Genomic DNA, 26,257 nt, shown 5'->3' with positions numbered 1-26,257 from the left:
GATGCCGGTGGTCCGCGAGTTCACGCTGCCCGACCTCGGTGAGGGACTCACCGGGGCGGAGGTGGTGCGCTGGATGGTCGAGGTCGGCGAGGTGATCGCCGTCGACCAGCCGGTGGTGGAGGTGGAGACCGCCAAGGCGGTGGTCGAGGTGCCCTGCCCGTACGGCGGGGTGGTGACCGCGCGGTACGGCGAGGTCGGGCAGGAGGTGCCGGTGGGCGCCCCGCTGGTGACCGTCGCGGTCGCGCCCGCGCCGGGGGGTGCGGGGGGTGCGGACGAACCCGCGGTGGAGCGGCCGCTGGTCGGGTACGGGGTCGCCGAGACCCGGCGGGCCGGGCGGCGGCGGGTGCGGCCTGCGGCTGCGGCGACGGCTGCGGCTGCGGTCGTGGAGGCGGCTCCGGCGGTTGCGCCCGCGGCGGTGGCTCCGGCGGTGGTGGCGGTGATCTCGCCGCTGGTGCGCCGGATCGCCCGGGAGCACGGCCTCGACCTGGCCGCGGTGCCCGGCAGCGGGCCGGACGGGCTGGTCACCCGGCGGGACGTGGAGCGGGCGATCGCGGCAACCTCCGCGCCCGCGCCCGCGGTTGTTCCACGTGGAACCGACTCGGAGGGCGAGCCGGAGGACGAGCTGGTGCCGCTGCGCGGGCTGCGCCGGGCGGTCGCCGAGAAGCTGACCCGCAGCCACCGGGAGATCCCCGCCGCGACCTGCTGGGTGGACGCCGACGCCACCGCGCTGATGGCGCTGCGCGCGGAGTCGAACCGGGCACCGGGGCCGAAGCTGAGCGTGCTCGCGCTGCTGGCCCGGATCTGCCTGGCCGGGCTGGAGCGCTTCCCCGAGCTGAACGCGAGCGTCGAGGGCGAGGCGGTGCGACGCCACCGCTCCGTGCACCTGGGCTTCGCCGCGCAGGGCCCGCGCGGGCTGCTGGTGCCGGTGGTCCGGGACGCCGGGCGGCTGGGCACCGAGCGGCTGGCGCAGGAGATGGCCCGGCTCACCGAGGGCGCCCGGGCGGGCACGCTGGCCCCGGCGGAGCTGACCGGAGGGACGTTCACCCTGAACAACTACGGGGTGTTCGGGGTGGACGGCTCGACGCCGATCCTGAACCACCCGGAGGCGGCGATGCTCGGCGTGGGGCGGATCGCGCCCAAGCCGTGGGTGCACGAAGGCGAGTTGGCGGTCCGTCAGGTCACCCAGCTGTCCTTCACCTTCGACCACCGGGTGTGCGACGGGGGGACGGCGGGTGGGTTCCTGCGGTTCGTGGCGGACTGCGTGGAGCGGCCGGGGGTGTTGTTGCGGGCGTTGTAGGGGTGGTTCCGGGGCGCTGCGCGGGGTGGGGCGGGGGCTGCGCGGCGCCGCGGGGCGGGTGGGGGGAGCGGGTGTGTGCGACGGGGGGACGTCGGGTGGGTTCCTGCGGTTCGTGGCGGACTGCGTGGAGCGGCCGGGGGTGTTGTCGCGGGCGTTGTAGGGGCCTGCGGGGTGTTGCGCGGGGAGGGTAGCGGGTGGACGGCCCGGGTGTCCGGGGTTCGCCGGATTCTTCTGATGAGCTGTGCGGTCGGTGTCAGTGTGCTGGGGCGTCAGCACACTGGTCGATCGGAAGCGAAACGATTCTCTTGAGCACTCGTCAGCTCGTGATGGAGGACAGGCCGTCGAAGGCAGGGGTCGGCCGGGGCACCGCGGCCGGCTCCGTGCTGCCCGGTGCCGAAGCCGCTCCCGCCACCCCGTCCGCCCCGGCCGAGCCCGCGGACGAACCTCCGACCGCCCTGGAGCGGCGGGAGCCGTCCGGCCCGGCCGAGCGGCCCTCCGCCGGGCCGGAACCGGCGGTGGCTCCGGCTCCGGCGGCGGTGGTCGGGTCCTCGTCGGTCTCCGCGGTGCCGCCGTCGGCGCTCGGGCCGGTGCGGCCGGTGGGGTTGACCCCGGTGCCGACCGCTCCGACCGTTCCGGCGAAGCCGACCTGGGCGCCCGCGGTGCCCGTACCCGCCGTGTCCGTCGTGCCCGCCGTGCCCGCCGTGCCCGCCGTGTCCGTCGTGCCCGCCGTACCCGCCGTGTCCGTCGTGCCCGCTGTGCCCGCCGTGCCTGCCGCGGTGCCGTTCGAGCCGCTGTTCCGGCAGGCCCCGGCGCTGAACTGGGTGGGCCCGGACGACCGGTGGACCAGGGCCTGGGGCGTGCGGACGGCGGTGGAGGCGCCCGCCGCGCTGGAGCCGGTGGGGGCGGCGGAGGCGGCCGTCGAGCCGCCGGGGGCCGAGGACCTGGTGCTGGTGCGGGCCTGCCTGGCCGCGGTGGCGCCGGACGCGGACCGGGCGATGGCGCACTTCCACGCGCTGGTGTTCCTGCGCCACCCGGAGCTGCGGGCGATGTTCCCGGCCGCGATGGACGAGCAGCGCACCCGGCTGTTCCAGGCGCTGCGGCTCTGCGCGTCCCGGGCGGGCGACCCGGAGGCGCTGCGCGCGTACCTGGGCCCGCTGGGGCGTCGGCACCGCAAGTACGGGGCGCTGACCCGGCACTACGCCTCGGCGGCGGACTGCCTGGTGGCGGCGCTGGCCCGGTACGGCGGCAGCGGCTGGGACGGGCGGACCGAGGCGGCCTGGCGGCGGCTGCTGGCGCTGGTGTCCCGGCTGATGGTGGAGGGCGCGGAGGAGGAGGCCCGCTCGGCCCCGCCGTGGTGGCAGGCGGAGGTGGTGGAGCACCGGCAGGCCACCCCGGACGTGGCGGTGCTGACGCTCCGTCCCGACCAGGCGTACCCGTTCCGGGCCGGGCAGTGGGCGGCGGTGGAGACGCCGTGGTGGCCGCGGGTGTGGCGGCCGTACTCGTTCGGTTCGGCGCCGCGGCCGGACGGGCTGCTGACGCTGCACGTGAAGGCGGTGCAGGCGGGTTGGGTGAGCAACGCGCTGGTGCACCGGGCGCGGCCGGGCGACGTGTTGCGGCTGGGGGCGGCGGAGGGGTCGATGACGGTGGACCACGCGGCGGGGGAGGACCTGCTGTGCGTGGGCGGCGGCACCGGGATCGGGCCGGTGACGGCGCTGGTCGAGGAGGTCGCGCAGCGGGGCGCGGCCGGGCGCCGGGTGGAGGTGTTCTACGGGGCGCTGCGGGCCGCGGAGCTGTACCGGCTGGAGGAGCTGCGCGAACTGGCCGCCAGGCACTCCTGGTTGACGGTCCGTCCGGTGGTGTCGGAGACGGCGGGCGCCCCGGCCGGGGCGCTGCTCGGCGACCTGCCGGACGCGGTGGCCCGCTACGCGCCCTGGCACGGCTTCGCGGCGTACCTGAGCGGCCCGGCGGCCATGGTGCGGTCCGGGGCGGCGGTGCTGCGGCGCTGCGGGGTGCCGGAGGGGAGCGTCCGGCACGACCTGGCGGCACGGGAGGACGGGCGGGACTGACGGGGCGCCGGTGGGCGGCGGCCGGTCAGCCCAGGTCCGGGGCGAGCAGGGCGCGGACGCCCTCGATGTTGGCGGCGAGGTAGGCGCGGAGGCTGGGAGGGACCACGTTGACCGAGGTGACGCCCTCGCGGGTGAACGGGACGCGGACGATCGCGTACTCGCCGTTCGGCTGCTCCACCTCGGGGCCGTGCCGACGGGACTCGTCCATCCCGGCGAGGCGGCAGACGAAGAAGTGCTGCACCTTGACGCCGTGCGGGTGCGCCGGGGTGCCGTCCTCGTGGTGGGAGTGCGCCACGGTGTCGACGAAGGCGGGCACCACGTCGGTGACCTTGCCGCCCAACTCCTCGTCCACCTCCCGGTGCAGGGCGGCGACCACCGTCGGGTCGGTCGGCTCGACGCCGCCGCCGGGAGTGATCCAGTACGGGCGCGGGGAGCCGGGGCGGACCCGGCGGATCAGCACCAGCGAGGCGGGCGCGTGCGGGTCGTCCGGGTCGACCTCCAGCAGGATCGCGCGGGCGGTGCGTTTGACGACAGGACGGACCGGGCCCGACATGGCTGCCACCTCCGGGGCGCGAGCGTTGTGCGGGAGTCTGCCGCGCGGCGGGGGGCACGAAACTCGCACACGGGGACGAATCGGCGGCACCTGTTGCGCCGTACGGGTGGACCGGCATGCCCGGGGGTGTCAAGCCGTGGCGATGGACACATCCGCTATGGATCTTCGATTCGCCCTGCCCCGCGAGCTGACGCCTAGTAATCTATTGGCCCACTTGGGGTGCATCCTTCGCATTGAAGGTGAATTGCCCGATGTGTACATCATTGTCATTGCGGGGATGCCCGCCCTGTGCTCAAATGTCCGCCTGCCGGGCGGATTCGGAGCAGCCTCCTCCGAATGCCAGTCGACGTCCGGGGGATGGGGATGAGCATGCACCGGATCGGGGAACCCGCACGCCGGGGAACGGCTTCGACGACCGACGGCGCCATACGGGCGCCGCGGGCGCCCACCCTGATCACCTCGGTGCAGCGCGCCCTGCGCCTGCTGGAGGCGGTCGGCTCGCACGTCCACGGCGCCACCGCCAAGCAGCTGGCCCGCTCCGCCGGGCTCCCCCTCGGCACCACGTACCACCTGCTGCGCACCCTCACCCACGAGGGATACCTGCGGCGCGAGGGCGGCCGGTTCTACTACGGCGCCTCGGTCGACGGGATCAGCCGCGCCGACACCCGGCAGTCCGAGCACGTCGACCTGCGCGTCCGGATGGAGGAGCTGCGCGACGAGCTCGGGGCCGCCGTCTACTACGCGGTCTACCAGGACGGCGAGGTGCGGGTGGTGGACGTGGTCTCCGGCGCCGCGCAGCCGCAGGTCGAGGAGTGGGCCGACTTCCGGTCCACCGCGCACGCGCACGCCATCGGGCTCTGCCTGCTCTCCCAGCTCGGCACCGAGGAGCAGCTCGACCACCTCTCCCGCCACCGCCCCGCCGCCCTCACCCCGTCCACCTCGGGGGACGTCCGGGCGGTGCTGCGCCGACTGGAGCGGGTCCGTCCGACCATGCCGGTGCTGGAGCGCCAGGAGTACGCGCTCGGCACGGTCTGCGCGGCCGTCCCGATCACCGTCGGCTCGGTGGTCGCCACCATGGCCATCTCGCTCCCGATGGAGCAGGCCGAGCGGCTCGGCCCCGCCGCGGCCCGGCTGCGCTCGCTGGTCGGCGCGATGTTCCCGGCGTTCGTGCGGTGAGGGGTCCCGCGCGGCGGAGGAGGTGGTGGTGGAGTGCTCCTGTGCGGTGATTCCGTGTCGTGTTCGTTCACCATTTGAAAAAGCGGACCTTGTCCGCATCGTCGGCAAACGTGGACGATGAGGTTCGAACGGGGAATCAGGGGACAAAGACCCACAACCGCAGCCACCCGTCCGCAGGTACCCGCACGACCTGACGGGCCGGCCCCACCGGGGTGCCGTTCCAGCACAGCGAACGAGATCGAACCGATATGCCCGCCCACCGCTCGACCCTCGGCGCACCGGGCGGGCAGAACGAGAGGTACTGGCGCATGCACAGCACGGTCCAAGCCCAGACGGCGATGCACCTCGTGGTGTCGAGCGAGCTCTCCTTCCGCATCGCGGTCGACCTGGACTACGACGGTGACGACCCGTTCGCCGTCCGCTTCACCTTCCACCTGCCCGGCGACGAGCCGGTGGCCTGGGTGTTCGCCCGCGAGCTCCTGGTCGACGGGATGAGCCGCCCCACCGGCGAGGGCGACGTGCACATCCACCCGGTCGGCGACGACCTGGCCGAGGTCTGCCTGGTGCTGCGCTCCCCCGAGGGCGACGCCCTGATGCGCGCCGCCGCGCCGCCGCTCCTGGCCTTCCTGGCCCGCACCGACCGGCTGGTGCCGATGGGCCAGGAGCTGGCCGGCGGGGAGCTGGACGAGGAACTCGCCTCGATCCTCTCCACCACCGGGCACGAGAACGCGGGCTGACCCCGGGTGCGTTCCAGGGCCGGCCCGCCCGGCCGGCCGGCCCTCCGACGGCGTGCCCGTCGGGGGGCCGGTCGGTCAGCCGCCCCGGTCGTCCAGCCGTCCCGGTCGTCCCAGCCGTTTCGGTCGTCTCAGTCGTCGCCGAAGGCGAGGTTGAGGCCCCAGGACACCAGGCTGATGATCAGTGCGCCGAGCAGCGCCGACCAGAAGCCGTCCACGTGGAAGTCCAGGTTCAGCTTGTCGGAGACCCAGGAGGTCAACCACAGCATCAGGGCGTTGATCACGAAGGTGATCACCCCCAGGGTGAGGACGAACAGCGGTAGCGAGAACAGCTTCACCAGTGGCTTGATCAGGATGTTGATCACGCCGAAGACCAGGGCGACCCCGATCACGGTGAGCGCCTTGTGCTGCCAGTCGTCGTTGTCCCCCGTGAGCGTGATCCCGGTGACGATCCAGGCGGCGACCCAGATCGCCGCCGCGTTGATGAGCGTTTTGATCACGAAATTCTTCATGCTGCGGATGGTGACAGGCCCGGACGGGTGCACGGAAGCTCTCCGGGGCGGTGTTGTTGAATGGGGCCCGACCCGGGAGAGGAGCCGAGCCCCGATGAAGCTGTTCCGGCTGGACGAACTCGACGCCGAGCGCGCCGCGGGCGGCGGCGCGTACCTGCGCTTCCTGAAGCAGCCGACGATGTCCGCCGGGCTGTACGCGCTCTCCCCCGGGGACACCGACCCGCAGACCCCGCACGCCCAGGACGAGATCTACCTGGTGGTCAGCGGCCGGGCCGAGCTGACCGTCGGCCGGGAGACCGCCACGGTCGGGCGCGGCAGCGTGGTGTTCGTCCCCGCCGGGACGGAGCACCGCTTCCACCACATCACCGAGGAACTGCGGGTGCTCGTGGTCTTCTCCCCGCCGGAGGACTGACCGTGCCGAGGCCGCGCCCGCGCAGGAGGACGAACCCGTGAAGCTCACCGACGAACTGTGGGCGGCCGCCGAGCCGACCTACCGCCGGATCCTCGACCACCCCTTCCTGCTCGGCCTCGCCGACGGCACCCTCCCGCGCGCCGCGTTCCGGCACTTCGTCGTCCAGGACTCCCACTACCTGCGCGACTACGCCCGGGCGCTGGCCGTCTGCGCCGCCAAGGCCCCCGGCGAGGACGAGGTGCTGGCCTTCTGCAACGACGCGGTCGGCGCGATCGCCGCCGAGCAGGAGATGCACGGCGAGTTCACGGCCGCGCTCGGCGGCGCCGCCGACGGCGACGAGGTGGTGCTGCCCACCACCCGCGCCTACACCTCCTACCTGCTGGCCACCGCGTACGGCGGCTCCTTCGCCGAGGCGCTCGGCGCCGTCCTGCCCTGCTACTGGATCTACGCCCGGGTCGGCGAGGAGCTGGCCCGCCGCTCCTCCCCCGAGCCGCTCTACGCCAAGTGGATCGCCGCCTACGGGGACGAGGGCTTCCAGACCGTGGTGCGCCGCGTCCTGGAGCTCACCGACCGGGTCGGCGAGGAGCTGTCCGCGGCCGAACGGCGGCGCGTGGTCGAGCACTTCACCACCACCTCGCGCTACGAGTGGATGTTCTGGGACGCCGCCTGGCGCGGCGAGACCTGGCCGGTCTGAGGGTTCTCCCCGAGGCCGGACCGGGCCCCGGCTCAGGGAAGGATCTCCGGGTTCTCTCCGGGCCGTTCCCCCTCGATTTCGGCTCCCGGCCCCGCCTACGATCGAGGTGTCGAGATCGAGGGAGCGGGAACGCAGCCGGAACCACCGGCACCGACCCCGAGAGGAGAAGGCACGGACATGGCCGAGCTCTGGAAGTCGCTGCCCTCGTGGGTGCGCAACATCGTGGTGCCGATCCTGCTGCTGGTGATCGCCTGGAAGATCTTCTGGACCGTCGTCGGCGTGATCGCGGGCATCGTCGGGCTCGCGATCAACGTGCTGGTGCTGGTCGGCATCGCCGCGGTCGTGGTGATCCTGCTCAAGAAGGCCGCCAAGAGCTAGCGTCCGCCGCGGGCCGGGTCGGTGAGGCCCGCCAGGTAGTCGTCGAGGTCCCGGCCCGGGGTGAAGCCCCGGGACCGGGACTTCCGCGTGTCCAGCACCACCCGGTGCGCCAACTGGTCCAGCGCGTACGCGGTGAGGTGCGGCCGGCGGCCCACCGCGAGCGCCGCCAGCCGGGGCGGCACGTGCAGCAGCCGGGCCCGCCTGCGGTGCGCGGCCAGGATGGCGCGCAGCGCGGCGTCCCGGGCGTACGGGGCGCGGTCGGCGAGGTTGTACGCCCCCGGCGGCCAGTCCCGCGCCCGCAGGCAGGCCTCGGCGAGGTTCTCCACCGCCGTCAGACTGAGCGCCACGTCCCCGCCCGGCAGCGGCAGCACCCCGTACCGGACGGACGCCAGCAGCCGCGGCACCAGGTGCGGGTCCCCGGGCCCGTACACCGCGCGCGGGCGCAGCACCACGGCGCCCGCGGCCAGGGCGAGGGCGTCCGCGAGCGACTTCGTCCGGCCGTAGGCGTTCAGGTGGCCGCCGGTGGTGGGGTGCTCCTCCGTCACCGAGGAGCGGTCCGGGCGCGGGTCGTAGACGCTCGCGCTGCTCACGAACACGAAGGGCCGGCCGACGGCGGCCGCCAGCAGGCGTTCGGTCGCCACCACGTTCACCAGGTGCTGGGTCCGCTCCGCGGGCGAACCGGGCGGGTGGTCGCCGACGGCGGCGGCGCAGTGCACCACGAGGTCCGCCGCGCGGACCTCCGGCGGGACGGCGGTGGCGTCGGTGGCGGTGGCGACGGCGTCCCAGGGGACGTGCGTGCCGTGGCGGGGCGGGCGGCGGCCGAGCGCGAGGACGCGGTGGCCGCGGGCGGTGGCGAGGGCGGCGAGGTGGGAGCCGCAGAAGCCGGTGGCGCCGGTCAGCGCGAGGGTGAGGGGCACGGCGGGATCCTTCCGGGGCCTCTGCCGGGGGCTCAGGAGGCCCGGACGAGGCAGGTGCGGTAGGAGGGGAGGGCGCTGGCGGAGTGGGGGACGGTGCGCAGGGCGCGGGGGCGGTGGGGGGCCAGGGTGCTGAGCAGCAGGGCGAGTTGGGCGCGGGCGAGGGCCGCGCCGGGGCAGCTGTGCGGGCCCAGGCCGAAGGGGGCGCGGGTGGCGTGGGAGTGGGTGGGGGCGTCGTGCTGGGCCTGGGCGGCGTGCCGGGCGACCAGCAGGAGGCGGTCGCCGCGGCGGATGCGGTGGCCGAGGACGGTCGCGTCGGCGGCCGCGGCGCGCGGGAGGACGGGGGAGGCGGCGGTGCGGCGCAGCAGTTCCGCGGCGAGGGCCGGGGCGTCGCGGCGGGCCTGCTCCCAGAGGCGGTCGCGGGCGCACCAGGCGGCGGCGCGGGGCAGTGCGGCGAGGGTGGTGTTCACCGCGGCGACGGCGAGCATCGCGTCCCGCGGGTCGGGCAGCAGCTCCTGCAGCCGCAGCACGGCCCGGCGGGCGCGGCGGCCGCTGCCCGGGCGGGGCAGCAGGGCGGGCAGGTGGGTGCGGGCGGTGGCGGTGGCGGCCCGTTCCGCGGCCAGGGCGAGCCGGACGGGGTCGGCGTCGCTGCCGGTGAGCACGGCGGCGGTCGCACCGGCCAGTTCGCGGACGGCCGGGACGAGGTCGACGGGCGCGGTGAGGTCGCCCAGGTGCCGGTCGAGGATCCGCTGCCAGAGCGGTTGCAGCGCGGCCACCCCCGCCGGGCCCAGCAGGTGCGCCAACTCGCGCCGGGCGGTGCGGTGTTCGGCCCCCTGCTGGTCGAAGAGCAGGCTGCCGCCGGTGAGGCGGGCGGCGGTGCCGCCGGTGGTGTGCGCGGCCGTCCGGTCGAGCGGGACGCGGGTGAGGACCTCGCGGTAGGCGTCCGGGTGGTGGACCAGCACGGTGCGGCCGAGTCGGAGCAGCGGCCGCCGCCTGGTCGCGGCGAGCAGGACGAACAGCAGCGGGTGGCTGCGCAGGTAGACGGTGCGGTCGGAGCGGCTGCCTCGGGTCAACGGTGGCTCCGGGTAGGGGAGTTGTCGAGCTGTGGGGTGTGGCGGATCAACGGGCGTTCCGGGAGGGCGAGTCGGCGAGCCGGGCGGCGCAGTAGCGGGCGGCGGCGGGACGGTCGGGTTTGCGGGAGCGGCCGGTCAGGGGGACGGGGCCCAGCAGGAGGGCGTCGGGGCGGGCGGTGCCCATCCGGGCGAGCGGGGTGCGGAGGGCGGCGCGCAGGCGGTGCGGGTCGGCGCCCGGGCGGGGCTGCACCAGGGCGACCAGCCGCTCGTCGCCGTCCGGGGCGGGGACGCCCACCAGGACGGCCAGTTCGACGTCCGGCAGGTGCAGGGAAGGCTCGTACAGGCCCGGGTAGATGTTCTCGGCGCGGCGCAGCACCATGTCCTTGAGGCGTCCGGCCAGCACGATCCGCCCGGCCGGGTCGAGGCGGGCCAGGTCGCCGGTGCGCACCCACCGGTCCGGGGCCTCGCCGAGGTAGCGGTCGCGGGCGGACGGGGCGGTGAGCAGCAGTTCGCCGTCCGCACCGAGCCGGGTGCGGACGCCCGGCAGCGGGTGGCCCAGCAGGTCGCCCGGGCCGTCGTGGGCGCTCTTGTCGCGCTCCTCGACGGCCGCGGCCGGGAACAGCTCGGTCAGCGCGTACACCCCCCACGCCTCGCTCGCGCCCGCCTGCTTCGCCCGGCGCAGCAGGGCGGCGTCGGCGGGGGCGGAACCCGTCCAGACCCGGCCGGTGAGCCTGGTCAGCGGACGGAGCTGCGGCGGCGTCAGGTAGGTCTCGTCCGGGGCGAGCCGGTCGATCTGGCGCTGCAGCACGGCGGGGCGACGGGCCGGCAGGGCGGCGGTCGCCCCCGCGGCCAGCGCCGGGACCAGCACGAACGTCGTCCCGCCCAGCACCGTGCGCCCCGGCCGGGGCCGCACCAGCGCGTCGACCGCCCGCATCCCCGCGGCCAGCGAGGCCCGCGAGTGCACCACCGCGCGCGGCGCGGACGTCGTGCCGGAGGTGAACACCACCACCGCGTCGCCGTCGCCCTCGTACGGGGCCGGGGCGGGCGCGGCGTGTTCGGCCAGCGGGCGGGCGCACCCCGGGTGGCGGGGGCCGACGGTGGCCACCGGACCGAGGGCCCGCAGCGGCGGCAGCTCCAACCGCGCGCGGCGGGCCAGCGGACGGGCCCACCCCGCGACGGCCTGCGCGGCCGCGTCGGCCAGGATCAGCGCCGGCGGGGCCAGCGCCAGCCGCGCCCGCAGCACCTCCGACCCGGCGCCCGGGTCGAGCACGGCGCTGCGCAGGCCCAGCCGGTGCGCCGCCAGCAGCACCGCGAGGGCCCGCGGGCCCGGACGCACCGCCACCCCCAGGGTGTCGCCCGGGCGCAGGCCGTGGGCGTGGTGCAGGGCGGCGGCGTAGCGCTCGGCGAGGGCGGCGAGGTCGCCGCAGCGGGCGAGGACGCGGGGGGCGCCGCGGCGGGTGGTGCCGAGGAGGGCGGGGCGGGAGGCGCCCTCGTGCAGGGTGCGGGCGAGCTGGTCGAGCACGGGGATCACCTTTCGGCAGACGGGGGGTGAAATCAGGGGCCCGGGGAACGGCGGGCTCGGGGCTGCTGGCGGTTCACTGCCGGTGCGTGCGGTGGCTTCGGGTTCTGTTCAGGCGGCCCGAAGCAGCTCGGACCTCCGGTGGGCTCCGGCCGTCAGCAGCTCGGACTCGCCGTTCCCCGAGCCCCTGGCGGGGCTTCCTGACGGTTCTTCCTCAGCGGATGTCGACGTCGCGGTGGCCCGGGCCGCGTTCGAGGTACCAGCGGGCGGTGCCGCGCAGGCCGTAGGCGCGGATGCGGCGGGTGGAGTTCTGCACGACCATGTCGGGGCGGTGGACGATGGCGGTGGTGTGGCGGCGGACGCGGTTGATGAAGGCGCGGTCGGTGGGGGAGGGGCGGCGGGGCATGCCCTCGGTGGCGAGGTAGAGGGCGGCGGTGACGGCCATGTTGTTGCCCGCGTGCATGCGGTAGGGGGTGAGGTAGCCGTGGCGGCGGTGGTGGGCGGGGCGGATGCGGCCGAAGAGGGCGCCGAGGGCGACCAGGGCGCGGAAGACGGCGCGGCCGACGGGGCCGTGCTCGTCGCGGCGGGCGGTGACGCGTCCGCAGACCAGGCCGCCGCAGGCCAGCATGGCGGCGCGGGCGGCGCCGGTCCAGCCGGGTTCGGGGAGGCAGTCGGCGTCGGTGCGGGCGAGCAGGGTCGCGCCGTGGGCGACGGCGTGGCGGAAGCCGGTGTCGACGGCGCAGCCGACGCCCTTCTCGGATTCGGTGATCAGGTGGACGGGGAAGGGCGCGGTGCGGGCGAAGGCGAGGACCTGGTCGGCGGTGGTGTCGGTGGAGCCGTTGTCGACGACCAGCAGGGTGAAGTCGCGGTCGTGCTGGGCGGCGAGGGCGTGCAGGGTGCCGTCGATGCGGGCGGCCTCCTGGTAGGCGGGGACGACCACCCACAGGTCGGTGGTCCGGGGCCGGTCCGTGCGGGGTTCGGTCACGACTTCTCCCAGACCATGGTGATCAGGCTGACGCCGCCGCCGAGGCCGACCATCAGGACGCGGTCGCCGGTGTCCAACTCGTCTATGACGCGGTCGAGTTGGACACCGATGGTGGCGGAGGCCAGGTTGCCGAGTTCGGGAACGGTGACGACCAGCTTGTCGGCGGGGACGCCGGTGAGCTCCACGAAGCGCTCCAGGTAGGGCAGGGTGACCTGGTGGACCAGGACGCGGGCGTAGGCGTCCCAGCCGAGACCGGTGCGGGCGGCGACGCGGGTGAGGATGTCGGCGCCGATCTGCTCGAAGACGCCGCGCAACTCCTTGCCGCCGCCGCGGAAGTAGCTCCACTCGTCACCGCGCGGGTGGCGGGAGCCGCCGCCGGGGATGCCGCCGACCTCCCAGTGCTCGGAGGCGGTCTGGGTCTCGACGTCGAGGATGCCGCCGCGCTCGACGCGTTCCACCAGGACGGCGGCGGCGCCGTCGCCGAAGGTGTACCCGGCGAAGCCCGCGCGGAACTCGGCCAGGCCGGAGGGGTCGCGGCGCATGGCGCGGCTGGGGGTCTCGCCGGTGACGACGAGGGCGCGGGCGGCGCGCCCGGCCAGGATCATCGCGCGGGCGGTGTCGATGCCGTTGAGGAAGCTGTTGCAGGCGTTGGAGACGTCCAACGCATGGGCGCGGGAGCCGAGTTCGGCCTGGACGAGGTGGGCGGTGGCGGGTTCGCAGACGTCCCGGGAGGCGGAGGCGAACAGCAGCAGGTCGAGGTCGGCGGGGTCCAGTCCGCGGCGGGCGAGGGCCGTGCGGGCGGCGCCGAGGGCGAGGGTGGAGGGGTGCTCGTCCGGTCCGGCGAAGCGGCGGGTGCGGATGCCGGTGGCCTTCTCGAACATGCCGTCGGGCAGCGGGAGACGGGCACCGGAGGCCACCTCGTCCTGCAACTGCCGTGAGGTGACGGTCCGTTGCGGGAGGTGGGAGCCGACGGCGGTGATTCCGACGCGGGGCAGCAGGTCCATGTCCCCGATGGTCGTCCGGCGGCGGCGGGCGGGGCGTGAGTACGGGTACTCAGCCGGGGCCGGGGATGCGGAGACGGCGTACGGGACCGCGGGGACGGCGCGGCCCGTACGGCGGTGGTGCTGCCGTACGGGCCGTGGTGCGGCGGGGCGTCAGTGGCCGGTGTCGGCCTGGACCGGGATGACCTGGGTGGCCGGGGCCGGGGCCGGGGCCGGGGTCTCGGCCGGGGCCGGGGCGTTCATCGAGTTGAGCAGTTGGCGGGCCAGGCCGAGGCCGGTGCCGCCCATGGTGAGCGCCTTGGCGAACATCTCGGACATGCCCTCGGCGCCGTTCAGCAGCACCATGTGCTCGACGTTGCCGAAGGCGTCCGCGCCGGCCCGGACGATGGCGGGCCAGTTCTCGGCCAACTGCTGTGCGACGACCGCCTCCTGGTTCTCGGCCAGGGCCGCGGCGCGGGCCTTGATGCCCTCCGCCTCGGCCAGGCCCTGGGCGCGGGTGGCCTCCGCCTCGGCGAGGCCCTTGGCGCGGGCCGCCTCGGCCTCGGCCAGGCCCTTCGCGGCCTCGGCGGCGGCCTGGGCCTCACCGGTGGCGCGGGTGGCCTCGGCGGCGGCCAGGCCGCGGGCCCGGGTGGCCTCGGCCTCGGCGGCCGCGGCGACCTTGACCCGGTTGGCCTCGGCGGCGGTCTTCAGCTCGGTCTCCCGGGAGAGCGCCTCGGCGGCGGAGATCCGGGCGTCGCGGTCGGCCTCGGCCTTGGTGCGGGTCTCGTACGCCCGGGCGTCGGCGGGCTTGCGGACGTCGGCCTGGAGCTGCTGCTCCTTGCGGTGCGCCTCCAGCTCGGCGACCTTGGTCTCCTGGACCACGACCTCCTGCCGGGCGGCGGCCTGGGCCAGCGGTCCGGCCTGCAGCGCGCGGGCCGCGGCGGTGTCCATCTCGGCCTGGTAACCGGCCTGCTGGATACCGGAGTTGCGCGTCGCCTCGGCCTTGCGGGCGAACGCCTCCTGCTCGGCCTCGGTGGCCCGGCGGTCGGCCTCGGCGGCCGCGATCCGGGCGTCGCGCTGGACGGCGGCGGCGTGCGGCGCGGCCAGGTTGGTGATGTAGCCGGTCGGGTCCAGGATCTCCTGGATCTGCAGCGAGTCGATGATCAGGCCGAGCTTCTCCATCTCGATGCCCGAGGCGGAGCGGGTCTCACCGGTGAGCCGCTCCCGGTCGCGGATCATGTCCTCGACGGTCAGCCCGCCGACGATCGAGCGCAGGTGGCCCGCGAACACGTTGTGCACCCGCTGGCCCATCATCTTCTGCTGGTCCAGGAAGCGGCGGGCGGCGTTGGCGATCGACGCCGGGTCGTCGCCGACCTTGAAGATGACGACCCCCTTGACGTGCACCGGAATGCCCTGCGAGGTCACGCACTCGACGTCCAGCGCGGCCTCGTTGAGGTCCAGCGACAGCCGCCGGACTACCTGGACGCCGGGCACCACGAAGGTGCCCCGTCCGGTGACCACGCGGAAGCCGAGGCCCTCGCCGTGCTTGGAACCCGAGATGACCAGGGCCTCGTTGGGCTCGGCGACGCGCCACATCAATTTGAACAGCAGGACGAGCAGGACGAATCCTGCGGCGACTGCTCCGACGATGCCGATCAGCATCGCGATCTCCCCCTTCGTGGCACACCGGTCCGTGGCTGCGCTGGGTGGTGCAGTTGTGGGCGCGGAACCCGGTGGCAGCCGCATTCTGCGCCTGTCGTGATCGCGGGGGAAGGGGGTGCGGCGGTGGTGACCCGCACTGTCCCGAAACTGTTGCAGGGGGTTTGCCCGCGGTTGGTGGGAAGGGGTCAGAAGGGTTCGACGTACACGGTGCGCGGTGGCTGGTAATCGACCACGACCACCATGGTGCCGGGCTGCAGCGGCTCGCCCGGCACGGCCCGGTACGCCAGGAACGCCTCGGTGCCCAGCCGTTCGGGGACGTGCACCATCACCTCGCCGACCAGGCCCGCGCCGATCCGTCCCGTCACCCGCCCCACCAGTCCGATCACATCGGGATTCTCCCCCTCGGGGCGCCGGTGTGAACAGCGGAGGCCCGCCCGGGAACGCTCCCCCCGGGCGGGCCGCCGGTGCCGGACGTCAGCTGTGGTCACCGCTCCGGCGGCGCAGCGCGAACAGGATCCCGGCGCCGACCGCGATCACCGCACCGCCGCCCAGCGCCAGCGGCAGCGCGCTGCCGCCGCCCCCGGTCTCGGCCAGCTCCGGCACCGGGGCGGCCTGCACGGTGGTGCGGGTGGCCGTCGCGGTGGCCGTCGCCGTCGCGGTGACGGTCGGGGTGGCGGTGGTCGTCGCGGTGGCCGTCACGGTGACGGTCGGGGTGGGCGTCGGGGAGGGCTCGACCGGGGTCGGGGTCGGGGAGGGCGCGGTCGAGTACACCGCGACGTGGCCGAGGCCGCCGACGCCGAACTGGGTGCACGTCCCCTCCGGGTGCTGCGGGTCGCCGCTCTTCCAGGGGCTCGGCCGGTCGACCCAGGTGTCGTTGTCGTTGTCCAGGACCTGCTGGGGGCCGGCGCCCCACCAGAAGTGGTACTCGCCGATGTCCGCCACGGCGTTGCCCGGGGCGGAGATCCGCAGGCCGAGCTTGACGGTGCTCCTGCCGGGCACCGTGAACGCGTCCGGGACGGCGAAGCTCATCACGCCGTTGCCGTCGTCCTTCCACGCGGGCACGGCCTTCCACGTGCCGGTGCCCGGAAGCTCGTACTCGACGCCGAGCGGCACCTCGACGTTGAACTCCAGCGACTCCACCCGGAAGTTCACCAGGACGCCCGGCACGTCCCGGGAGTCCCGGTTGGTGAACTCCAGCGCGCTCTCCGCGCCCGGCGTGCCGATGACGACCGGCAGACCCGCCCCGTCCTGGTACTCGGGCCAGCTGACGGTGAGCCCGCCGCTGATCACGCCGTTGGCGCAGGGCGCGGGGACGGCCGCCGGAGCGACCGCGGTGGCGGCGCCCGTGCCCAGGGCGAGGGGTGCCAGGAAACCTGCGGTGAGGACGGCCGAAGCGGCCAGGACTCGGTAGCTGCGCACGGTGCGGGAACCCCCTGGTGAGTGGAGTCCGGTCCCGGGGGCTGAAGTTGACGTCGCGTCAAGGTGCCGCCCGGCCGGTCGGTCGAGGTCGAACGCGTGTTCCGCGCGGCAGCCTACTCAACACCGTGCGCGTCCGTACCGGTTTCGGCGCCCTGGACCGGTGCCCGTCCGGTGCCCTACCGTGGTCGGCGAACGCAGGCGGCGCACGCCCCTGCGCGGAACGGGAGCTCGGAGCACCGGGCTGAGAGGGCGCTGACGGTACGCGGGCCCGCGTACCACCTGCTGCGCCGACCGCAGGAACCTGACCGGGTAATGCCGGCGTAGGGAGTTGAAGGTCGCATGACCGCATTCACCGAGCACACGTCTGCCCACCAGCCGTCGGCCGACCGGCCGTCCGCCCACCAGCCGTCCGCCACCGGGTACCCGACCCCGGCCTGGCGCAAGGCGTACCGCCAGGGCAGCCGCCCCGACCTGCGGGTGCCCTACCGCGAGGTCCACCTCACCGACGGGCGCACCGTCCCGCTGTACGACACCTCGGGGCCGTACACCGACCCGTCGCAGCCCACCGACGTCCGCCGGGGCCTGGCCGCGCTGCGCGACCCCTGGATCCGCCAGCGCGGCGACGTCGAGGAGTACGAGGGCCGCGCGGCCCGGCCCGAGGACGACGGCATCCGGCACACCGCCCCGCGCGGCGGCGACCTGCGCAACCTGGACGCCGTCTTCCCCGGTCGCCCGCGCCGCCCACTGCGCGCCCGCGACGGTGTCGCCGTCACCCAACTCGCGTACGCCAAGCGAGGGTTGATCACCCCCGAGATGGAGTTCGTGGCCCTGCGGGAGGGCCTGGAGCCGGAGTTCGTGCGCGAGCAGGTGGCCCGCGGGCGGGCCGTCATCCCGGTCAACGTGAACCACCCCGAGGTCGAACCCGCGATCATCGGCACCGACTTCCTGGTGAAGATCAACGCCAACATCGGCAACTCCGCGGTCACCTCCTCCATCGAGGAGGAGGTCGAGAAGATGACCTGGGCCACCCGCTGGGGCGCCGACACCGTCATGGACCTCTCCACCGGCCGCAACATCCACACCACCCGCGAGTGGATCCTGCGCAACTCCCCCGTCCCGATCGGCACCGTCCCGCTCTACCAGGCGCTGGAGAAGGTCGACGGCCGGGCCGAGGAACTCAGCTGGGAGGTCTACCGGGACACCGTCGTCGAGCAGTGCGAGCAGGGCGTCGACTACATGACCGTGCACGCGGGCGTCCTGCTGCGGTACGTCCCGCTGACCGCCCGCCGCAAGACCGGCATCGTCTCGCGCGGCGGCTCCATCATGGCCGCCTGGTGCCTGGCGCACCACCAGGAGAACTTCCTCTACACCCACTTCGAGGAGCTCTGCGACCTGCTGCGCGCCTACGACGTCACCTTCTCGCTCGGCGACGGCCTGCGCCCCGGCTCGATCGCCGACGCCAACGACGAGGCCCAGTTCGCCGAACTCACCACCCTCGGCGAACTCGGCCGGATCGCCCGCGCCAAGGACGTCCAGGTGATGATCGAGGGCCCCGGGCACGTCCCGATGCACAAGATCCGCGAGAACATGGACCTGCAGAAGGAGATCTGCGACGAGGCCCCGTTCTACACCCTCGGCCCGCTGACCACCGACGTCGCGCCCGGCTACGACCACATCACCTCCGGGATCGGCGCCGCGATGATCGCCTGGTGGGGCACCGCGATGCTCTGCTACGTCACCCCCAAGGAGCACCTGGGCCTGCCCGACCGCGACGACGTCAAGACCGGCGTCATCACCTACAAGATCGCCGCCCACGCAGCCGACCTCGCCAAGGGCCACCCCGGCGCCCAGGCCTGGGACGACGCCCTCTCCGACGCCCGCTTCGAGTTCCGCTGGGAGGACCAGTTCAACCTGGCCCTCGACCCGGAGACCGCCCGCGCCTTCCACGACGAGACCCTCCCCGCCGAACCCGCCAAGACCGCGCACTTCTGCTCCATGTGCGGGCCGAAGTTCTGCTCGATGAAGATCAGTAAAAGCATCACAGAGCTGTACGGCGACAAGGCCGTGAACACCGAGTACGACGCTGAGGCCGTGGCTGGCATGCAGGCCAAGTCAGAGGAGTTCGCGGCTCAGGGCAACCGGGTCTACCTCCCGCTCGCCGACTGATCCGCCGTCTCCGATACCGCGCTGCCCTGGGAGGAAGAGGGGGCTTCCCAGGGCAGCGCTTCGACGTGCGTCAGGCGTCCCAGGCGCTCACGATCGGTTCCGGCCACTCGTCGGCGGTCGCCACGAGATCGGCTGGCAAGAGCGCGACCAACAAGGACCGGCTGTCAGCGACGGCCTTCAACGCGGCCTCCTGGGCCTCGTCCCTGGTGTCGAACATGCCCTCGCCCACGGTCTCGTTGTGGGGCGGCTCGCCGACCTCGCCGACCCATTGCGACGCACCCGGCCACACCCGGACGTGTGTCAACCGGGAAGGCTCGGGCAGTCCCGTGACTCCACGGGCAGCGGCTTCCTTGATCACGTCTTCGATGGTCATGATTGGGCTCTCCTCATCTCTGCCAATGCGGCATCCAGCCGTGCGGAGCGGACCACGGTGGAAAGGTCGGTAGCGGTGCGCGCGTAGTGCTCGGCCTCGTCCCGAGCGCCCTGGCGGTAGAGCACCGTGGCCAGTTGGGCGGTGTCGATCGCCTTCGAGCGGGCCCGGTTGGACGTCTGGGAGTCAACGGCCCGGCGGAGCCGGGACACAAGGTCGGAGACCGGCTTCCCCTTGATGGTGGCGAGCAGGTAGAGCGCGTGTCCGGTCTTGCCGTGCAGCTTGTGCGGGGTGAAGTACCACATCCAGCGGGGTTCGCTGCTGAGGTCGGTGACACGGCTGTAGATCGACTCCGCAAGGCTGATCTGGCGCATCACCTCGGCTTCGTCGCCCTGTAGGGCGTACGCCTGCGCCTTCACCGCTGCGATCATCGCAAGCGCTGACAGCGGAACATTGCCCATGGCCATGTCCGCCAGCGCAACGGCGTCCTTCGACTTGCGCTCGGCGATCTCCTGGCGGGCGAGACCGGTTGCGACGTGGCATAGCAGCCTATCGTCGCCGGCCTCCTGGGCGGCCTTGATGCCGAGTCCGAACGTACTGCGTGCGGGTGCGCTCTGGCCCGCGTCGAACGCCGACCACGCCGCGAGGTCGGCGAGATTGGCGATCTGGCCGCACAGCCGGTCGCGGACGCGCGGTCCCATCGAGGACTTGGTGAGATCGACAGCGCTTCGTAGCTCGCCGAAGGCGAGATGGCGTGTAGCGAACCCTCCGCTTCGCCGGTCCCACTCCTCTAGAGCGAAGGTGCGTTCGGCGATGTCGTCAACATCCTTCATCCCTAAGACAGTTGGTGACGGCATCACGTCCGGCAGGATGCCCGCCAGGGAGACGGCCAGGAAATCGCGGCGCTTCGACTCACTCACCTCCTCGCGGTCGCGCCGGGTCCTCTTCGGGAACAGTCCCAGCTCTGTGTTCGTGGCCACGCCGAAGACTCCGCGCAAGGCGTCGCGGACCTCTTGCTCCGGCCACGTGATCACGCCACGTTCTAATCGGCTGATCACGTTGGCGTCAATCGCCCTGTCGCGTCCTGTCGCGGCCTTGATCCGGGCGTTCACACGGGTAGCGACTTCGCCTTGGGTCCACTCTCGCCCGAGACGAAGCCGTCGTAGCGCGTCGTTGGTCATCTGAGGCCCGTCTCTGCGGTACCGCTGATGGGAGCCAGACAGCCTAGTGAAGTGCCTGGCGTCTGCCTACAGGATCGCCCTGTCTCTACCCGAACCGGCAGAAGGCATCGGTGTGGGTGGGTGTCCGGGACTCCTCCGGCGTGCTGCCGTGCCGCACGGCCCCGACGTGGGAGGCGGAGTCCGGTTACGGCCTGGGGCTGGTGGACGCCCTCTCGGCTCGCTGGGGCGTGGCCTGGGCGCCGTTCGGCAAGTGGGTCTGGTTCGAGCTGAGGACGGCGAAGTCATGACCATCGAGCGGAATTCGGCCGGCAGCCGTCACCGCGGCGAACACCGCGATCCTGTCGGCGCGGTGCTGACTGGTTTCTGGGCGCTCGGCCACGTTGTCACCGTTCTTCTCCTCGGCACTTCGACGGCCCACCAGTTGGACCCTGACCACCTCGGCCCGATGCGGACGCCCCAGTCGGCTCCGGACCGCGAACCGCCTACCTGAGGGACGCACCTCAAGACTCCCGCTCCGGCCTGCAATCCCCCCCCGCAGGCCGGGACGGGTTCCGCAACTCCGTACGACCCGGAAACCGACCGAGGAATGGAGTTCAGATGGACGTGGCCCGCGGGTCCTTCGTCACCCTCGACGGCCTCAGCGCGAGCGGGAAGACCACCGTCGCCCCGCTGCTCGCGGCCCTGCTCAACGGCATCCACCTCACGGACGGCACCTTGCCGACGTTCCCCCGCACGAGGGCGGAAGTGGACGCCACCGGCAACCTGCCGGCGCGGTACCACTGGTGGATGATGGCGAACCACCTCAAGTCCGAGACGGCCCGTCAGATCATCGAGAGAGGCAGGACGGTGGTGGTCGAGTCCTACTTCCCGCGCACCGTCGCCACGCACAGCGCCATGGGGCACGACTGCGCCCCGGAGTACCCGAGCGGGGTTCTCGTGCCGGATGTGGCGGTCCTCCTGGAGGTGGACGAGCGTGCGCGGCGGGAGCGCCTTCGCCGACGGGCCGATCAGGGGACGCTGAGCTACTGGCACCAGCGTGAGGAGCCGAACGTCGCCGAGAGCTGCCGCGTCTACCGGGCATTCGGCCTCGTCCCCGTGGACAGCACCGGCCGCACGCCGGAGCAGGTGGTCGACGCGATAGCCGATATCGTGCGCTCGCGCGTACCGAACCCCCGTCAAGAAAGGTCAACTTCCCATGACCGCAACTGAGTTCGAAGCGAAGATCCTGGCCGTCGAGCCGGAGAAGATGCGCGCGCGCCTGGCAGAGGCCGGGGCGGAGCACCTGGGTGACCGGTTCCAGCGCCGCTACGTCTACGACATTCCCGGTCGGCCGGGCACGTGGGTCCGCCTGCGCGACACCGGCACCGACGTGACGCTGTGCGTCAAGGAGATCCACTCCGACGCGATCGACGGCGTGTCCGAGACGGAGACGACCGTCGGGGACTTCGACACCACGAACACGCTCCTCGGCAAGCTCGGTTACCAGCCGAAGGCGTACCAGGAGAACCGCCGCTCCTCCTGGACGCTGGGCGGCGCGGCCATCGAGATCGACGAGTGGCCGTTGATCCCCCCGTACCTGGAGATCGAGGGGGACAGCGCCGACCACGTCCACGCGACGGCCACGGCGCTAGGGCTTCCCCTGGCCGAGCTGACGAGCGAGAACACCACCAAGGTCTACCGCCGGTACGGGATCGACATCGAGGCGATCCCCCGGCTCACATTCGAGTGACAGGAGACAAGCCTTGTCAGTGACCCAACGCCCGGCAGTCCGGGTCGTCCGGGACAAGACCATCCGCGTCAAGGTGATCGACGACTGCGGGTTGGCCTGCACGTTCTGCCACAACGAAGGGACGCCGGTCACCGGCGACAACAAGGGCCGTACTCTGCTGCCCTTCGTGTCGGGGCCCGGTAAGACCGGGCGCGTGTCGATCTACAGCGAGACGAACGGCGTCAGCTTCCTCTCCGCCAAGATGGCCCCGGGCATGGCCTTCCGGCGGGCGGTGCGGACCGTGACGAAGGCGTTCGACGCCAGCGAGGTTCACCTCACCGGAGGGGAACCCACCCTCCACACGGAGGTGCCCTCACTGGTCTCGGCGCTCACCGGAATGGGACTGAGCGTCGGGATGACCAGCAACGGGGAGCGCGGGCGGCAGGTGATGCCGGAGTGCTCGGCGGCCGGCCTCAACCGGGTCAACGTCTCGGTCTTCGGCACCACCGCCGAAGAGCTCCAGGCCGTGCAGTCCGAGCGCTTCAAGTCGGCGGGCCTCGCTGACGCGAAGATCCGGTCGGCGGAGCAGACCATCCGCGCCGCGGTGGCCAACGGCGTGAAGGTCTCCGTGAACATCGTCGTGCCCGGCCTGGCCCACGTGGATCGGGTCGTCAACCTGGTCGAGTCGTACGGCCAGTTCGCGGACGTGCGGATGCTCACCAGCATCCAGGACGGTGAGGAGTCGATCGCGGCGATCTCCGAAGTGCTGGCCCGGGTCGGCGCGGAGCCGGTCCTTCGTACCTTCACCGCCGGCACGTCCGACGAGCGCACCCTCTACCGGGCGCTCGGCGGCCGGGCCGTCTACGTCAAGCGGCTGCTGCCGGTGCGACTGCCGGACACCTGCGCGTCGTGCAGCTTCAACAACGACACGGACTGCCAGGAGGGTTACTACGGCGTCCGGCTGTACCTTACCGAGCAGGGGGAGTACATGGTCGGCGTCTGCATCCAGCGGATGGACCTCTGTGTGCCCGTGGCCGAGCTGGCGAAGAGCGGCATCGTGGAAGAGGTGCAGGCGTTCAAGGATGCCGAAGTCCGGCGGCTGACGAGCCAGTACGGCGCTGCCGCTTGAGCCTGAGTAGTCCTGACGAGCCCGCCCGGGTCGGTCCTGGGTGGGGCTCGACCGCCGCCCCGTTCCTTGCGCCGCCAGCGGGGCCGCCCTTGACCCAGTAATGAAACTTTGAACACCGCCTCCCCCCTGCCCTCTTCCTCTGCCTGGATCTGGGCGCCTTCTGTCGGCCGTGCACCTTCCCCGTCCCCACCCTCGTCGTCGGCCACTGGCGCTACCTCGCCACCGGCTACACCCCCGGCGAAGAACTCCTCACCCAAACCGTCCGCCACAACCGCCGAGCCCACCAACGCCTCAAGCGAGAAGGGGACATGAAGTGACTGCGATGACTGACCGCCGTTCGGCGTCCCGCCTCTGCGATGACGAGGCGGTGGAACGCTGGATCGAGAAGCGCTTGACCGCTGCCCCGCGCTTCTCGGACGACCAACTCCGGGAGATGGGCATCATCCTGGGAGTGCAACTGACCCGCCGGACTGCTTCCACGCGGGGATGACCTGGTCCACGTCGAACGGCTTGTTGCCCATGCCGCTCGGCAGCGCGATGACAGCGTGCGGGGCCTTCTTGATCAGCTCCCGCTTCTGCGCCAGTGTCTTCGACTTCCATTCCTTCTCGACGTCGGCCGTCGCCTCCTGGGCGGCGGCCTTCGCCGCTGTGTCCTTCGCCTGGTCCGCGTGCAGTTCCTTGATCTTCTTTCCGAGCCCGGGCAGGTTCCGGAAGAACTGCTCGTCGTCGATCTCGCCGTTGTGCCAGCGTTGCCCGACGTCCCAATGCGGCCTCCGACTCTTCCTCCCGCCCCCAGTCGGGAACCTCCTCGGCGGCTGCTGCGGCGTCGGCCTTGAGCTTCCGCAGAACGAGCTTCGTGATGTGCTTGTCCGTCTCGTCCCCGCGCTTCCAGGTGCCGTTGCAGCCCCCGTCAACGGTCTTCTTGCAGAAGTGCCCGTGTTCGTACGTGACCCACTGGTTGGCCTTCTCACCCTTCATCTTCGCGTTGATGAAGATCAGCCGCCAGATCCGCGAGGAGCACGGCGGTGAGGCCGAACAGGCCGAGCGGGCCGCCCTGGCCGGCATGGCGGAGAAGTCCGCCGAGTTCGCCGCCCACGGCAACCGGGTCTACCTCCCGCTCGCCGACTGACGGCACCGCCCGCGGGGTGCCGCACCGGGAGGTGGGGGAGCTTCCCGGCGCGGCCCTCCAACGGGTGCCGGTGTCGGCCGGGCCGCAGGACGAGGGCGTGCGACCGCTCGCCGAGGAGCTGATTCGGCGCGCCGGAGGCCGGACCCGTCGTACCCGGATCAACGGGCCGGGGGCCCTGCAGTACGCGGACAATAGTCCCGGCGGTCCTATCGCCAGTAGTATGATCCCTCATTCATTGGCGGTGCGCCGTGGCCTGCCGACCGGGAGAGGAATCATTTCGAAATGAAATGCGCAGTACCGCCCTTTGTTCCTTTTATCGTCGTGCGAACCGCCCCGTGATCAAAAGATTCGCCGACCTTGAAAAGAGAACGATCGCCATCGCCGTCATCACGGCGGTCGCGGCGGTCCTCAGGCTGTGGCGCTTCCCCGACCTGCCCGGCGGACTCAACCAGGACGAAGCCAGCGCCGGATACGAATCGTTTTCGCTGCTGACCAACGGCACGGACCGCTGGGGAAACCCCTGGCCGGCCTACTTCCCCAGCTGGGGTTCCGGACAGAACGTCCTGCTCTCCTACCTGAGCGTTCCGTTCATCGGCCTGTTCGGCCTGAGCGAATTCTCCATACGCCTGGTCCCGGTGCTGCTGGGAATCGGCGCCGTCCCGCTGCTGTACGCCGCCCTGCGGCGTTTCGTCGACACCCCCGCCGCGCTGGTCGGGGCGGGTCTCCTCGCCGTCACCCCCTGGCACATCACCGCGTCGCGGTGGGCGCTGGAGTCGAACATCCTGCCGTTCTTCCTGCTCGCCGGGGTGACCACCCTGGGGTACGCGTACACCTCGCCGCGCGCCCGGATGCTGATCCCCTTCTCGCTGGTCTTCCTGGCGCTCGCGCTGTACGCCTACGGCGTGGCGATCATGGTGGTGCCGGCGATCGGGGGGCTCTACCTCGCGGCCCGGTACCGCACGGTCCTGCGGAACCCGCTCCCGGTCGGGTTGAGCGTGCTGGGATTCCTGATCGTCGCCGGACCGATCCTGCTGCTCGTCCTGGTCAACAACGTCCTGCACCACAGCCCGCATTTCGTCTCCTCCCTGCCGTTCACCGTGCCGAAATTCGCCGCGTCGCGACTGGACCAGATCAGCAACGGGCAGAACCTGGCCGAGCTCAACGCCCATTTCGTGACCGGTGGATTCGGCGACGGCTACCTGTGGACCATCCCCAACGACTTCCTGGTCCTGGGCGTGGTCGGGTTCCCGCTGGCCGCGCTTGGCGTCTACTTCGCGGCGCGCACCCGCGACCCCGAGGCCAACCTGTTCACGTTCTGGCTGGTCGGCGCCGTCATCCTGCTGTGCGTGGTGCCGGCCAACGGCAACCGGGCCAACGCGCTCTTCATCCCGCTCGTCGCCCTCACCGCGATCGGCGTGAGCGGGCTGTACCGCTCGATGACCGACCGGAAGACCGGGCGGGCGGTCGTCGCGGTCATCATGGCCACCGCGCTCGGCTACGGCGCGTTCTTCTTCTACGACTACAACACCCGCTACCCGGAGCAGATCGCCCAGCCCTTCGGGAGGGGGTTCAAGGCCGCGCTGGAATCCGCCGACGCGGCGCGGAACGGGAACGAACCGATCTACATCTCCGACCGGTTCCCGCTCAACTACATGGAGACCCTGTTCTACCTGAAGGCCGATCCGAAGGATTTCCAGAAGAATTCCGAGGTGAGCACCGTCGGTGGGATCTACCAGGTGCGGAACTACCGGAACTACTACTTCTCCAGCGGCGAGAAGTTGCTGGATTCCGCTCCCAGCTACGTGGCGGTGCTGCGCGGCGACGAGCAGCGCGAGTGCGCCCGGGTGGAGAAGATCGCCGGGCATGAACAATGGACCGTCATCCGGTGCGTGACCCACTAGCGCCCCGACCGTAGCGGCGGCCTTCCGGGTGGACCGGCGCGGGCGGCCGGAAAAACCGGGAAAGGCCGCCGGGCGGCGGGGACGAAGCCGTTCAGGCGGCTTTTCCCGTCCGCCCGGCGGCGCTTTCCCGGTAGGGCGGGAACAGCGGACGGTATCCGCGCGCCCGCGTCGAGGGCGGCGGTTGCGGGGCGGTCTCGCGGACCGGCGCCGCGCTGCGGATCGATACCGCTCGCAGGGCCGGTCCGGACACCGCGATATCGGCTGTCCTGCCGCCGCGGCGCGGTGCCGGGCGTCCGGAA

Annotated in this window: 28 protein-coding genes and 1 riboswitch; of the genes, 15 read left to right on the top strand and 13 right to left on the bottom strand. The window is 72.8% G+C overall.

The genetic code is table 11. The features are described 5' to 3' along the window. Window position 1 precedes the first annotated feature (1 nt). Window positions 2-1,297: a dihydrolipoamide acetyltransferase family protein gene (locus ACFY00_RS05850; RefSeq protein ID WP_388028008.1), complete on the top strand. Its 1,296-nt coding sequence runs from the start codon at window positions 2-4 to the stop codon at window positions 1,295-1,297. Between the two features lie 305 nt (window positions 1,298-1,602). Next, a complete protein-coding gene (locus tag ACFY00_RS05845; RefSeq protein WP_388027647.1) occupies window positions 1,603-3,363 on the top strand; it encodes a globin domain-containing protein in 1,761 nt (586 codons plus the stop codon). A 25-nt stretch (window positions 3,364-3,388) separates the two neighbouring features. Here ACFY00_RS05845 and ACFY00_RS05840 read toward each other — a convergent pair whose 3' ends face one another. Then, window positions 3,389-3,916: an NUDIX domain-containing protein gene (locus tag ACFY00_RS05840; RefSeq protein ID WP_285733797.1), complete on the bottom strand. Its 528-nt coding sequence runs from the start codon at window positions 3,914-3,916 to the stop codon at window positions 3,389-3,391. A gap of 336 nt (window positions 3,917-4,252) precedes the next feature. On the opposite strand from ACFY00_RS05840, the gene ACFY00_RS05835 reads away from it, so the two are divergent. Both ACFY00_RS05835 and ACFY00_RS05830 read left to right on the top strand, forming a co-directional pair. Next, window positions 4,253-5,092, top strand: a complete 840-nt coding sequence (locus ACFY00_RS05835; RefSeq protein WP_388027645.1) for an IclR family transcriptional regulator — start codon at window positions 4,253-4,255, stop codon at window positions 5,090-5,092. A 308-nt stretch (window positions 5,093-5,400) separates the two neighbouring features. Further along, window positions 5,401-5,829, top strand: coding sequence for an SsgA family sporulation/cell division regulator (locus tag ACFY00_RS05830; RefSeq protein ID WP_388027643.1), 429 nt, complete (start codon window positions 5,401-5,403; stop codon window positions 5,827-5,829). 128 nt (window positions 5,830-5,957) lie between these two features. Here the strand turns inward: ACFY00_RS05830 and ACFY00_RS05825 are convergent, their stop codons facing one another. Continuing rightward, window positions 5,958-6,338, bottom strand: coding sequence for a phage holin family protein (locus ACFY00_RS05825; protein WP_388027641.1), 381 nt, complete (start codon window positions 6,336-6,338; stop codon window positions 5,958-5,960). 94 nt (window positions 6,339-6,432) lie between these two features. Between ACFY00_RS05825 and ACFY00_RS05820 the strand changes: the two genes are divergently transcribed. The 3 genes from ACFY00_RS05820 to ACFY00_RS05810 all read left to right on the top strand — a co-directional run bounded on the left by ACFY00_RS05820 (window position 6,433) and on the right by ACFY00_RS05810 (window position 7,822). Continuing rightward, window positions 6,433-6,750 (top strand): cupin domain-containing protein, encoded by a 318-nt coding sequence (locus ACFY00_RS05820; protein ID WP_388027640.1) that lies wholly within the window; start codon window positions 6,433-6,435, stop codon window positions 6,748-6,750. Window positions 6,751-6,787: 37 nt separating this feature from the next. Beyond that, a complete protein-coding gene (tenA, locus tag ACFY00_RS05815; protein WP_388027638.1) occupies window positions 6,788-7,444 on the top strand; it encodes a thiaminase II in 657 nt (218 codons plus the stop codon). Window positions 7,445-7,621: 177 nt separating this feature from the next. Next, complete coding sequence (locus tag ACFY00_RS05810) at window positions 7,622-7,822, top strand: hypothetical protein (protein ID WP_388027635.1); 201 nt, start codon at window positions 7,622-7,624, stop codon at window positions 7,820-7,822. Here ACFY00_RS05810 and ACFY00_RS05805 read toward each other — a convergent pair. The 8 genes from ACFY00_RS05805 to ACFY00_RS05770 form a co-directional block, all read right to left on the bottom strand. Next, window positions 7,819-8,739, bottom strand: coding sequence for an NAD-dependent epimerase/dehydratase family protein (locus ACFY00_RS05805; protein WP_388027634.1), 921 nt, complete (start codon window positions 8,737-8,739; stop codon window positions 7,819-7,821). The genes ACFY00_RS05810 and ACFY00_RS05805 overlap by 4 nt on opposite strands. Window positions 8,740-8,771: 32 nt before the next feature. Further along, the gene (locus ACFY00_RS05800; RefSeq protein ID WP_388027633.1) at window positions 8,772-9,809 is read right to left on the bottom strand and encodes a cytochrome P450; all 1,038 of its coding nucleotides are present in this window, start codon (window positions 9,807-9,809) and stop codon (window positions 8,772-8,774) included. A gap of 46 nt (window positions 9,810-9,855) precedes the next feature. Beyond that, window positions 9,856-11,331: an AMP-binding protein gene (locus ACFY00_RS05795; protein WP_388027631.1), complete on the bottom strand. Its 1,476-nt coding sequence runs from the start codon at window positions 11,329-11,331 to the stop codon at window positions 9,856-9,858. A gap of 211 nt (window positions 11,332-11,542) precedes the next feature. Further along, window positions 11,543-12,313: a glycosyltransferase family A protein gene (locus tag ACFY00_RS05790; RefSeq protein ID WP_388027628.1), complete on the bottom strand. Its 771-nt coding sequence runs from the start codon at window positions 12,311-12,313 to the stop codon at window positions 11,543-11,545. Then, window positions 12,310-13,317, bottom strand: a complete 1,008-nt coding sequence (locus ACFY00_RS05785; protein ID WP_388027626.1) for a 3-oxoacyl-ACP synthase III family protein — start codon at window positions 13,315-13,317, stop codon at window positions 12,310-12,312. Before ACFY00_RS05785 ends, ACFY00_RS05790 begins: the two co-directional genes overlap by 4 nt. 150 nt (window positions 13,318-13,467) lie before the next feature. Beyond that, the gene (locus tag ACFY00_RS05780; protein WP_388027623.1) at window positions 13,468-14,955 is read right to left on the bottom strand and encodes an SPFH domain-containing protein; all 1,488 of its coding nucleotides are present in this window, start codon (window positions 14,953-14,955) and stop codon (window positions 13,468-13,470) included. A gap of 185 nt (window positions 14,956-15,140) precedes the next feature. Continuing rightward, window positions 15,141-15,341 carry a hypothetical protein gene (locus tag ACFY00_RS05775; RefSeq protein ID WP_033253469.1) on the bottom strand — a complete coding sequence of 67 codons (201 nt, stop codon included), beginning with the start codon at window positions 15,339-15,341 and terminating at the stop codon, window positions 15,141-15,143. Between the two features lie 88 nt (window positions 15,342-15,429). Then, window positions 15,430-16,374, bottom strand: a complete 945-nt coding sequence (locus tag ACFY00_RS05770; protein WP_388027620.1) for a hypothetical protein — start codon at window positions 16,372-16,374, stop codon at window positions 15,430-15,432. Between the two features lie 210 nt (window positions 16,375-16,584). Then, window positions 16,585-16,718: riboswitch (TPP riboswitch) on the top strand. On the opposite strand from ACFY00_RS05770, the gene thiC reads away from it, so the two are divergent. After that, window positions 16,714-18,540 (top strand): phosphomethylpyrimidine synthase ThiC, encoded by a 1,827-nt coding sequence (gene thiC / locus ACFY00_RS05765; protein ID WP_388027618.1) that lies wholly within the window; start codon window positions 16,714-16,716, stop codon window positions 18,538-18,540. (Overlaps the previous riboswitch by 5 nt.) Before the next feature lie 70 nt (window positions 18,541-18,610). Here thiC and ACFY00_RS05760 read toward each other — a convergent pair whose 3' ends face one another. Both ACFY00_RS05760 and ACFY00_RS05755 read right to left on the bottom strand, forming a co-directional pair. Continuing rightward, window positions 18,611-18,913: a hypothetical protein gene (locus ACFY00_RS05760; protein WP_388027615.1), complete on the bottom strand. Its 303-nt coding sequence runs from the start codon at window positions 18,911-18,913 to the stop codon at window positions 18,611-18,613. Continuing rightward, window positions 18,910-20,091, bottom strand: a complete 1,182-nt coding sequence (locus tag ACFY00_RS05755; RefSeq protein WP_388027613.1) for a hypothetical protein — start codon at window positions 20,089-20,091, stop codon at window positions 18,910-18,912. The genes ACFY00_RS05760 and ACFY00_RS05755 overlap by 4 nt, the downstream gene beginning before the upstream one ends. A 110-nt stretch (window positions 20,092-20,201) precedes the next feature. Here ACFY00_RS05755 and ACFY00_RS05750 point away from each other — a divergent pair, with 110 nt between their 5' ends. The 5 genes from ACFY00_RS05750 (at window position 20,202) to ACFY00_RS05730 (ending at window position 22,928) form a co-directional block, all read left to right on the top strand. Beyond that, window positions 20,202-20,378 (top strand): hypothetical protein, encoded by a 177-nt coding sequence (locus ACFY00_RS05750; RefSeq protein ID WP_388027611.1) that lies wholly within the window; start codon window positions 20,202-20,204, stop codon window positions 20,376-20,378. Further along, window positions 20,375-20,581 carry a hypothetical protein gene (locus ACFY00_RS05745; RefSeq protein ID WP_388027610.1) on the top strand — a complete coding sequence of 69 codons (207 nt, stop codon included), beginning with the start codon at window positions 20,375-20,377 and terminating at the stop codon, window positions 20,579-20,581. Before ACFY00_RS05750 ends, ACFY00_RS05745 begins: the two co-directional genes overlap by 4 nt. A gap of 107 nt (window positions 20,582-20,688) precedes the next feature. Then, window positions 20,689-21,300 carry an AAA family ATPase gene (locus ACFY00_RS05740; protein WP_388027607.1) on the top strand — a complete coding sequence of 204 codons (612 nt, stop codon included), beginning with the start codon at window positions 20,689-20,691 and terminating at the stop codon, window positions 21,298-21,300. Further along, window positions 21,287-21,820: a class IV adenylate cyclase gene (locus ACFY00_RS05735; protein ID WP_388027606.1), complete on the top strand. Its 534-nt coding sequence runs from the start codon at window positions 21,287-21,289 to the stop codon at window positions 21,818-21,820. The genes ACFY00_RS05740 and ACFY00_RS05735 overlap by 14 nt, the downstream gene beginning before the upstream one ends. A gap of 19 nt (window positions 21,821-21,839) precedes the next feature. Continuing rightward, the gene (locus ACFY00_RS05730) at window positions 21,840-22,928 is read left to right on the top strand and encodes a radical SAM protein (RefSeq protein ID WP_388028005.1); all 1,089 of its coding nucleotides are present in this window, start codon (window positions 21,840-21,842) and stop codon (window positions 22,926-22,928) included. Between the two features lie 440 nt (window positions 22,929-23,368). Here the strand turns inward: ACFY00_RS05730 and ACFY00_RS05725 are convergent, their stop codons facing one another. Continuing rightward, window positions 23,369-23,842, bottom strand: coding sequence for a hypothetical protein (locus tag ACFY00_RS05725; protein WP_388027605.1), 474 nt, complete (start codon window positions 23,840-23,842; stop codon window positions 23,369-23,371). A gap of 74 nt (window positions 23,843-23,916) precedes the next feature. Between ACFY00_RS05725 and ACFY00_RS05720 the strand changes: the two genes are divergently transcribed. Both ACFY00_RS05720 and ACFY00_RS05715 read left to right on the top strand, forming a co-directional pair. Next, entirely contained in the window at window positions 23,917-24,057 is a 141-nt protein-coding gene (locus tag ACFY00_RS05720; protein ID WP_388028039.1) for a hypothetical protein, read from the top strand. A 335-nt stretch (window positions 24,058-24,392) separates the two neighbouring features. Next, window positions 24,393-25,958 (top strand): glycosyltransferase family 39 protein, encoded by a 1,566-nt coding sequence (locus ACFY00_RS05715; RefSeq protein WP_388027603.1) that lies wholly within the window; start codon window positions 24,393-24,395, stop codon window positions 25,956-25,958. Window positions 25,959-26,257 lie beyond the last annotated feature (299 nt).

The organism is Kitasatospora sp. NPDC001540, assembly GCF_042894345.1.
GTDB classification, from domain to species: domain Bacteria; phylum Actinomycetota; class Actinomycetes; order Streptomycetales; family Streptomycetaceae; genus Kitasatospora; species Kitasatospora phosalacinea_C.
The sequence above is the reverse complement of the archived record's forward strand: the minus strand, read 5'-3'. Positions and strand labels throughout refer to the sequence as shown.

Coding starts and splice junctions, on each gene's coding strand:
- ACFY00_RS05850 (WP_388028008.1), top strand. CDS start 2: ATGCCGGTGGTCCGCGAGTTCACGCTGCCCGACCTCGGTGAGGGACTC.
- ACFY00_RS05840 (WP_285733797.1), bottom strand. CDS start 3,916: ATGTCGGGCCCGGTCCGTCCTGTCGTCAAACGCACCGCCCGCGCGATC.
- ACFY00_RS05835 (WP_388027645.1), top strand. CDS start 4,253: ATGCCAGTCGACGTCCGGGGGATGGGGATGAGCATGCACCGGATCGGG.
- ACFY00_RS05830 (WP_388027643.1), top strand. CDS start 5,401: ATGCACAGCACGGTCCAAGCCCAGACGGCGATGCACCTCGTGGTGTCG.
- ACFY00_RS05825 (WP_388027641.1), bottom strand. CDS start 6,338: ATGAAGAATTTCGTGATCAAAACGCTCATCAACGCGGCGGCGATCTGG.
- ACFY00_RS05820 (WP_388027640.1), top strand. CDS start 6,433: ATGAAGCTGTTCCGGCTGGACGAACTCGACGCCGAGCGCGCCGCGGGC.
- ACFY00_RS05810 (WP_388027635.1), top strand. CDS start 7,622: ATGGCCGAGCTCTGGAAGTCGCTGCCCTCGTGGGTGCGCAACATCGTG.
- ACFY00_RS05785 (WP_388027626.1), bottom strand. CDS start 13,317: ATGGACCTGCTGCCCCGCGTCGGAATCACCGCCGTCGGCTCCCACCTC.
- ACFY00_RS05780 (WP_388027623.1), bottom strand. CDS start 14,955: ATGCTGATCGGCATCGTCGGAGCAGTCGCCGCAGGATTCGTCCTGCTC.
- thiC (WP_388027618.1), top strand. CDS start 16,714: ATGACCGCATTCACCGAGCACACGTCTGCCCACCAGCCGTCGGCCGAC.
- ACFY00_RS05760 (WP_388027615.1), bottom strand. CDS start 18,913: ATGACCATCGAAGACGTGATCAAGGAAGCCGCTGCCCGTGGAGTCACG.
- ACFY00_RS05755 (WP_388027613.1), bottom strand. CDS start 20,091: ATGACCAACGACGCGCTACGACGGCTTCGTCTCGGGCGAGAGTGGACC.
- ACFY00_RS05745 (WP_388027610.1), top strand. CDS start 20,375: ATGACCATCGAGCGGAATTCGGCCGGCAGCCGTCACCGCGGCGAACAC.
- ACFY00_RS05740 (WP_388027607.1), top strand. CDS start 20,689: ATGGACGTGGCCCGCGGGTCCTTCGTCACCCTCGACGGCCTCAGCGCG.
- ACFY00_RS05735 (WP_388027606.1), top strand. CDS start 21,287: ATGACCGCAACTGAGTTCGAAGCGAAGATCCTGGCCGTCGAGCCGGAG.
- ACFY00_RS05720 (WP_388028039.1), top strand. CDS start 23,917: ATGAAGATCAGCCGCCAGATCCGCGAGGAGCACGGCGGTGAGGCCGAA.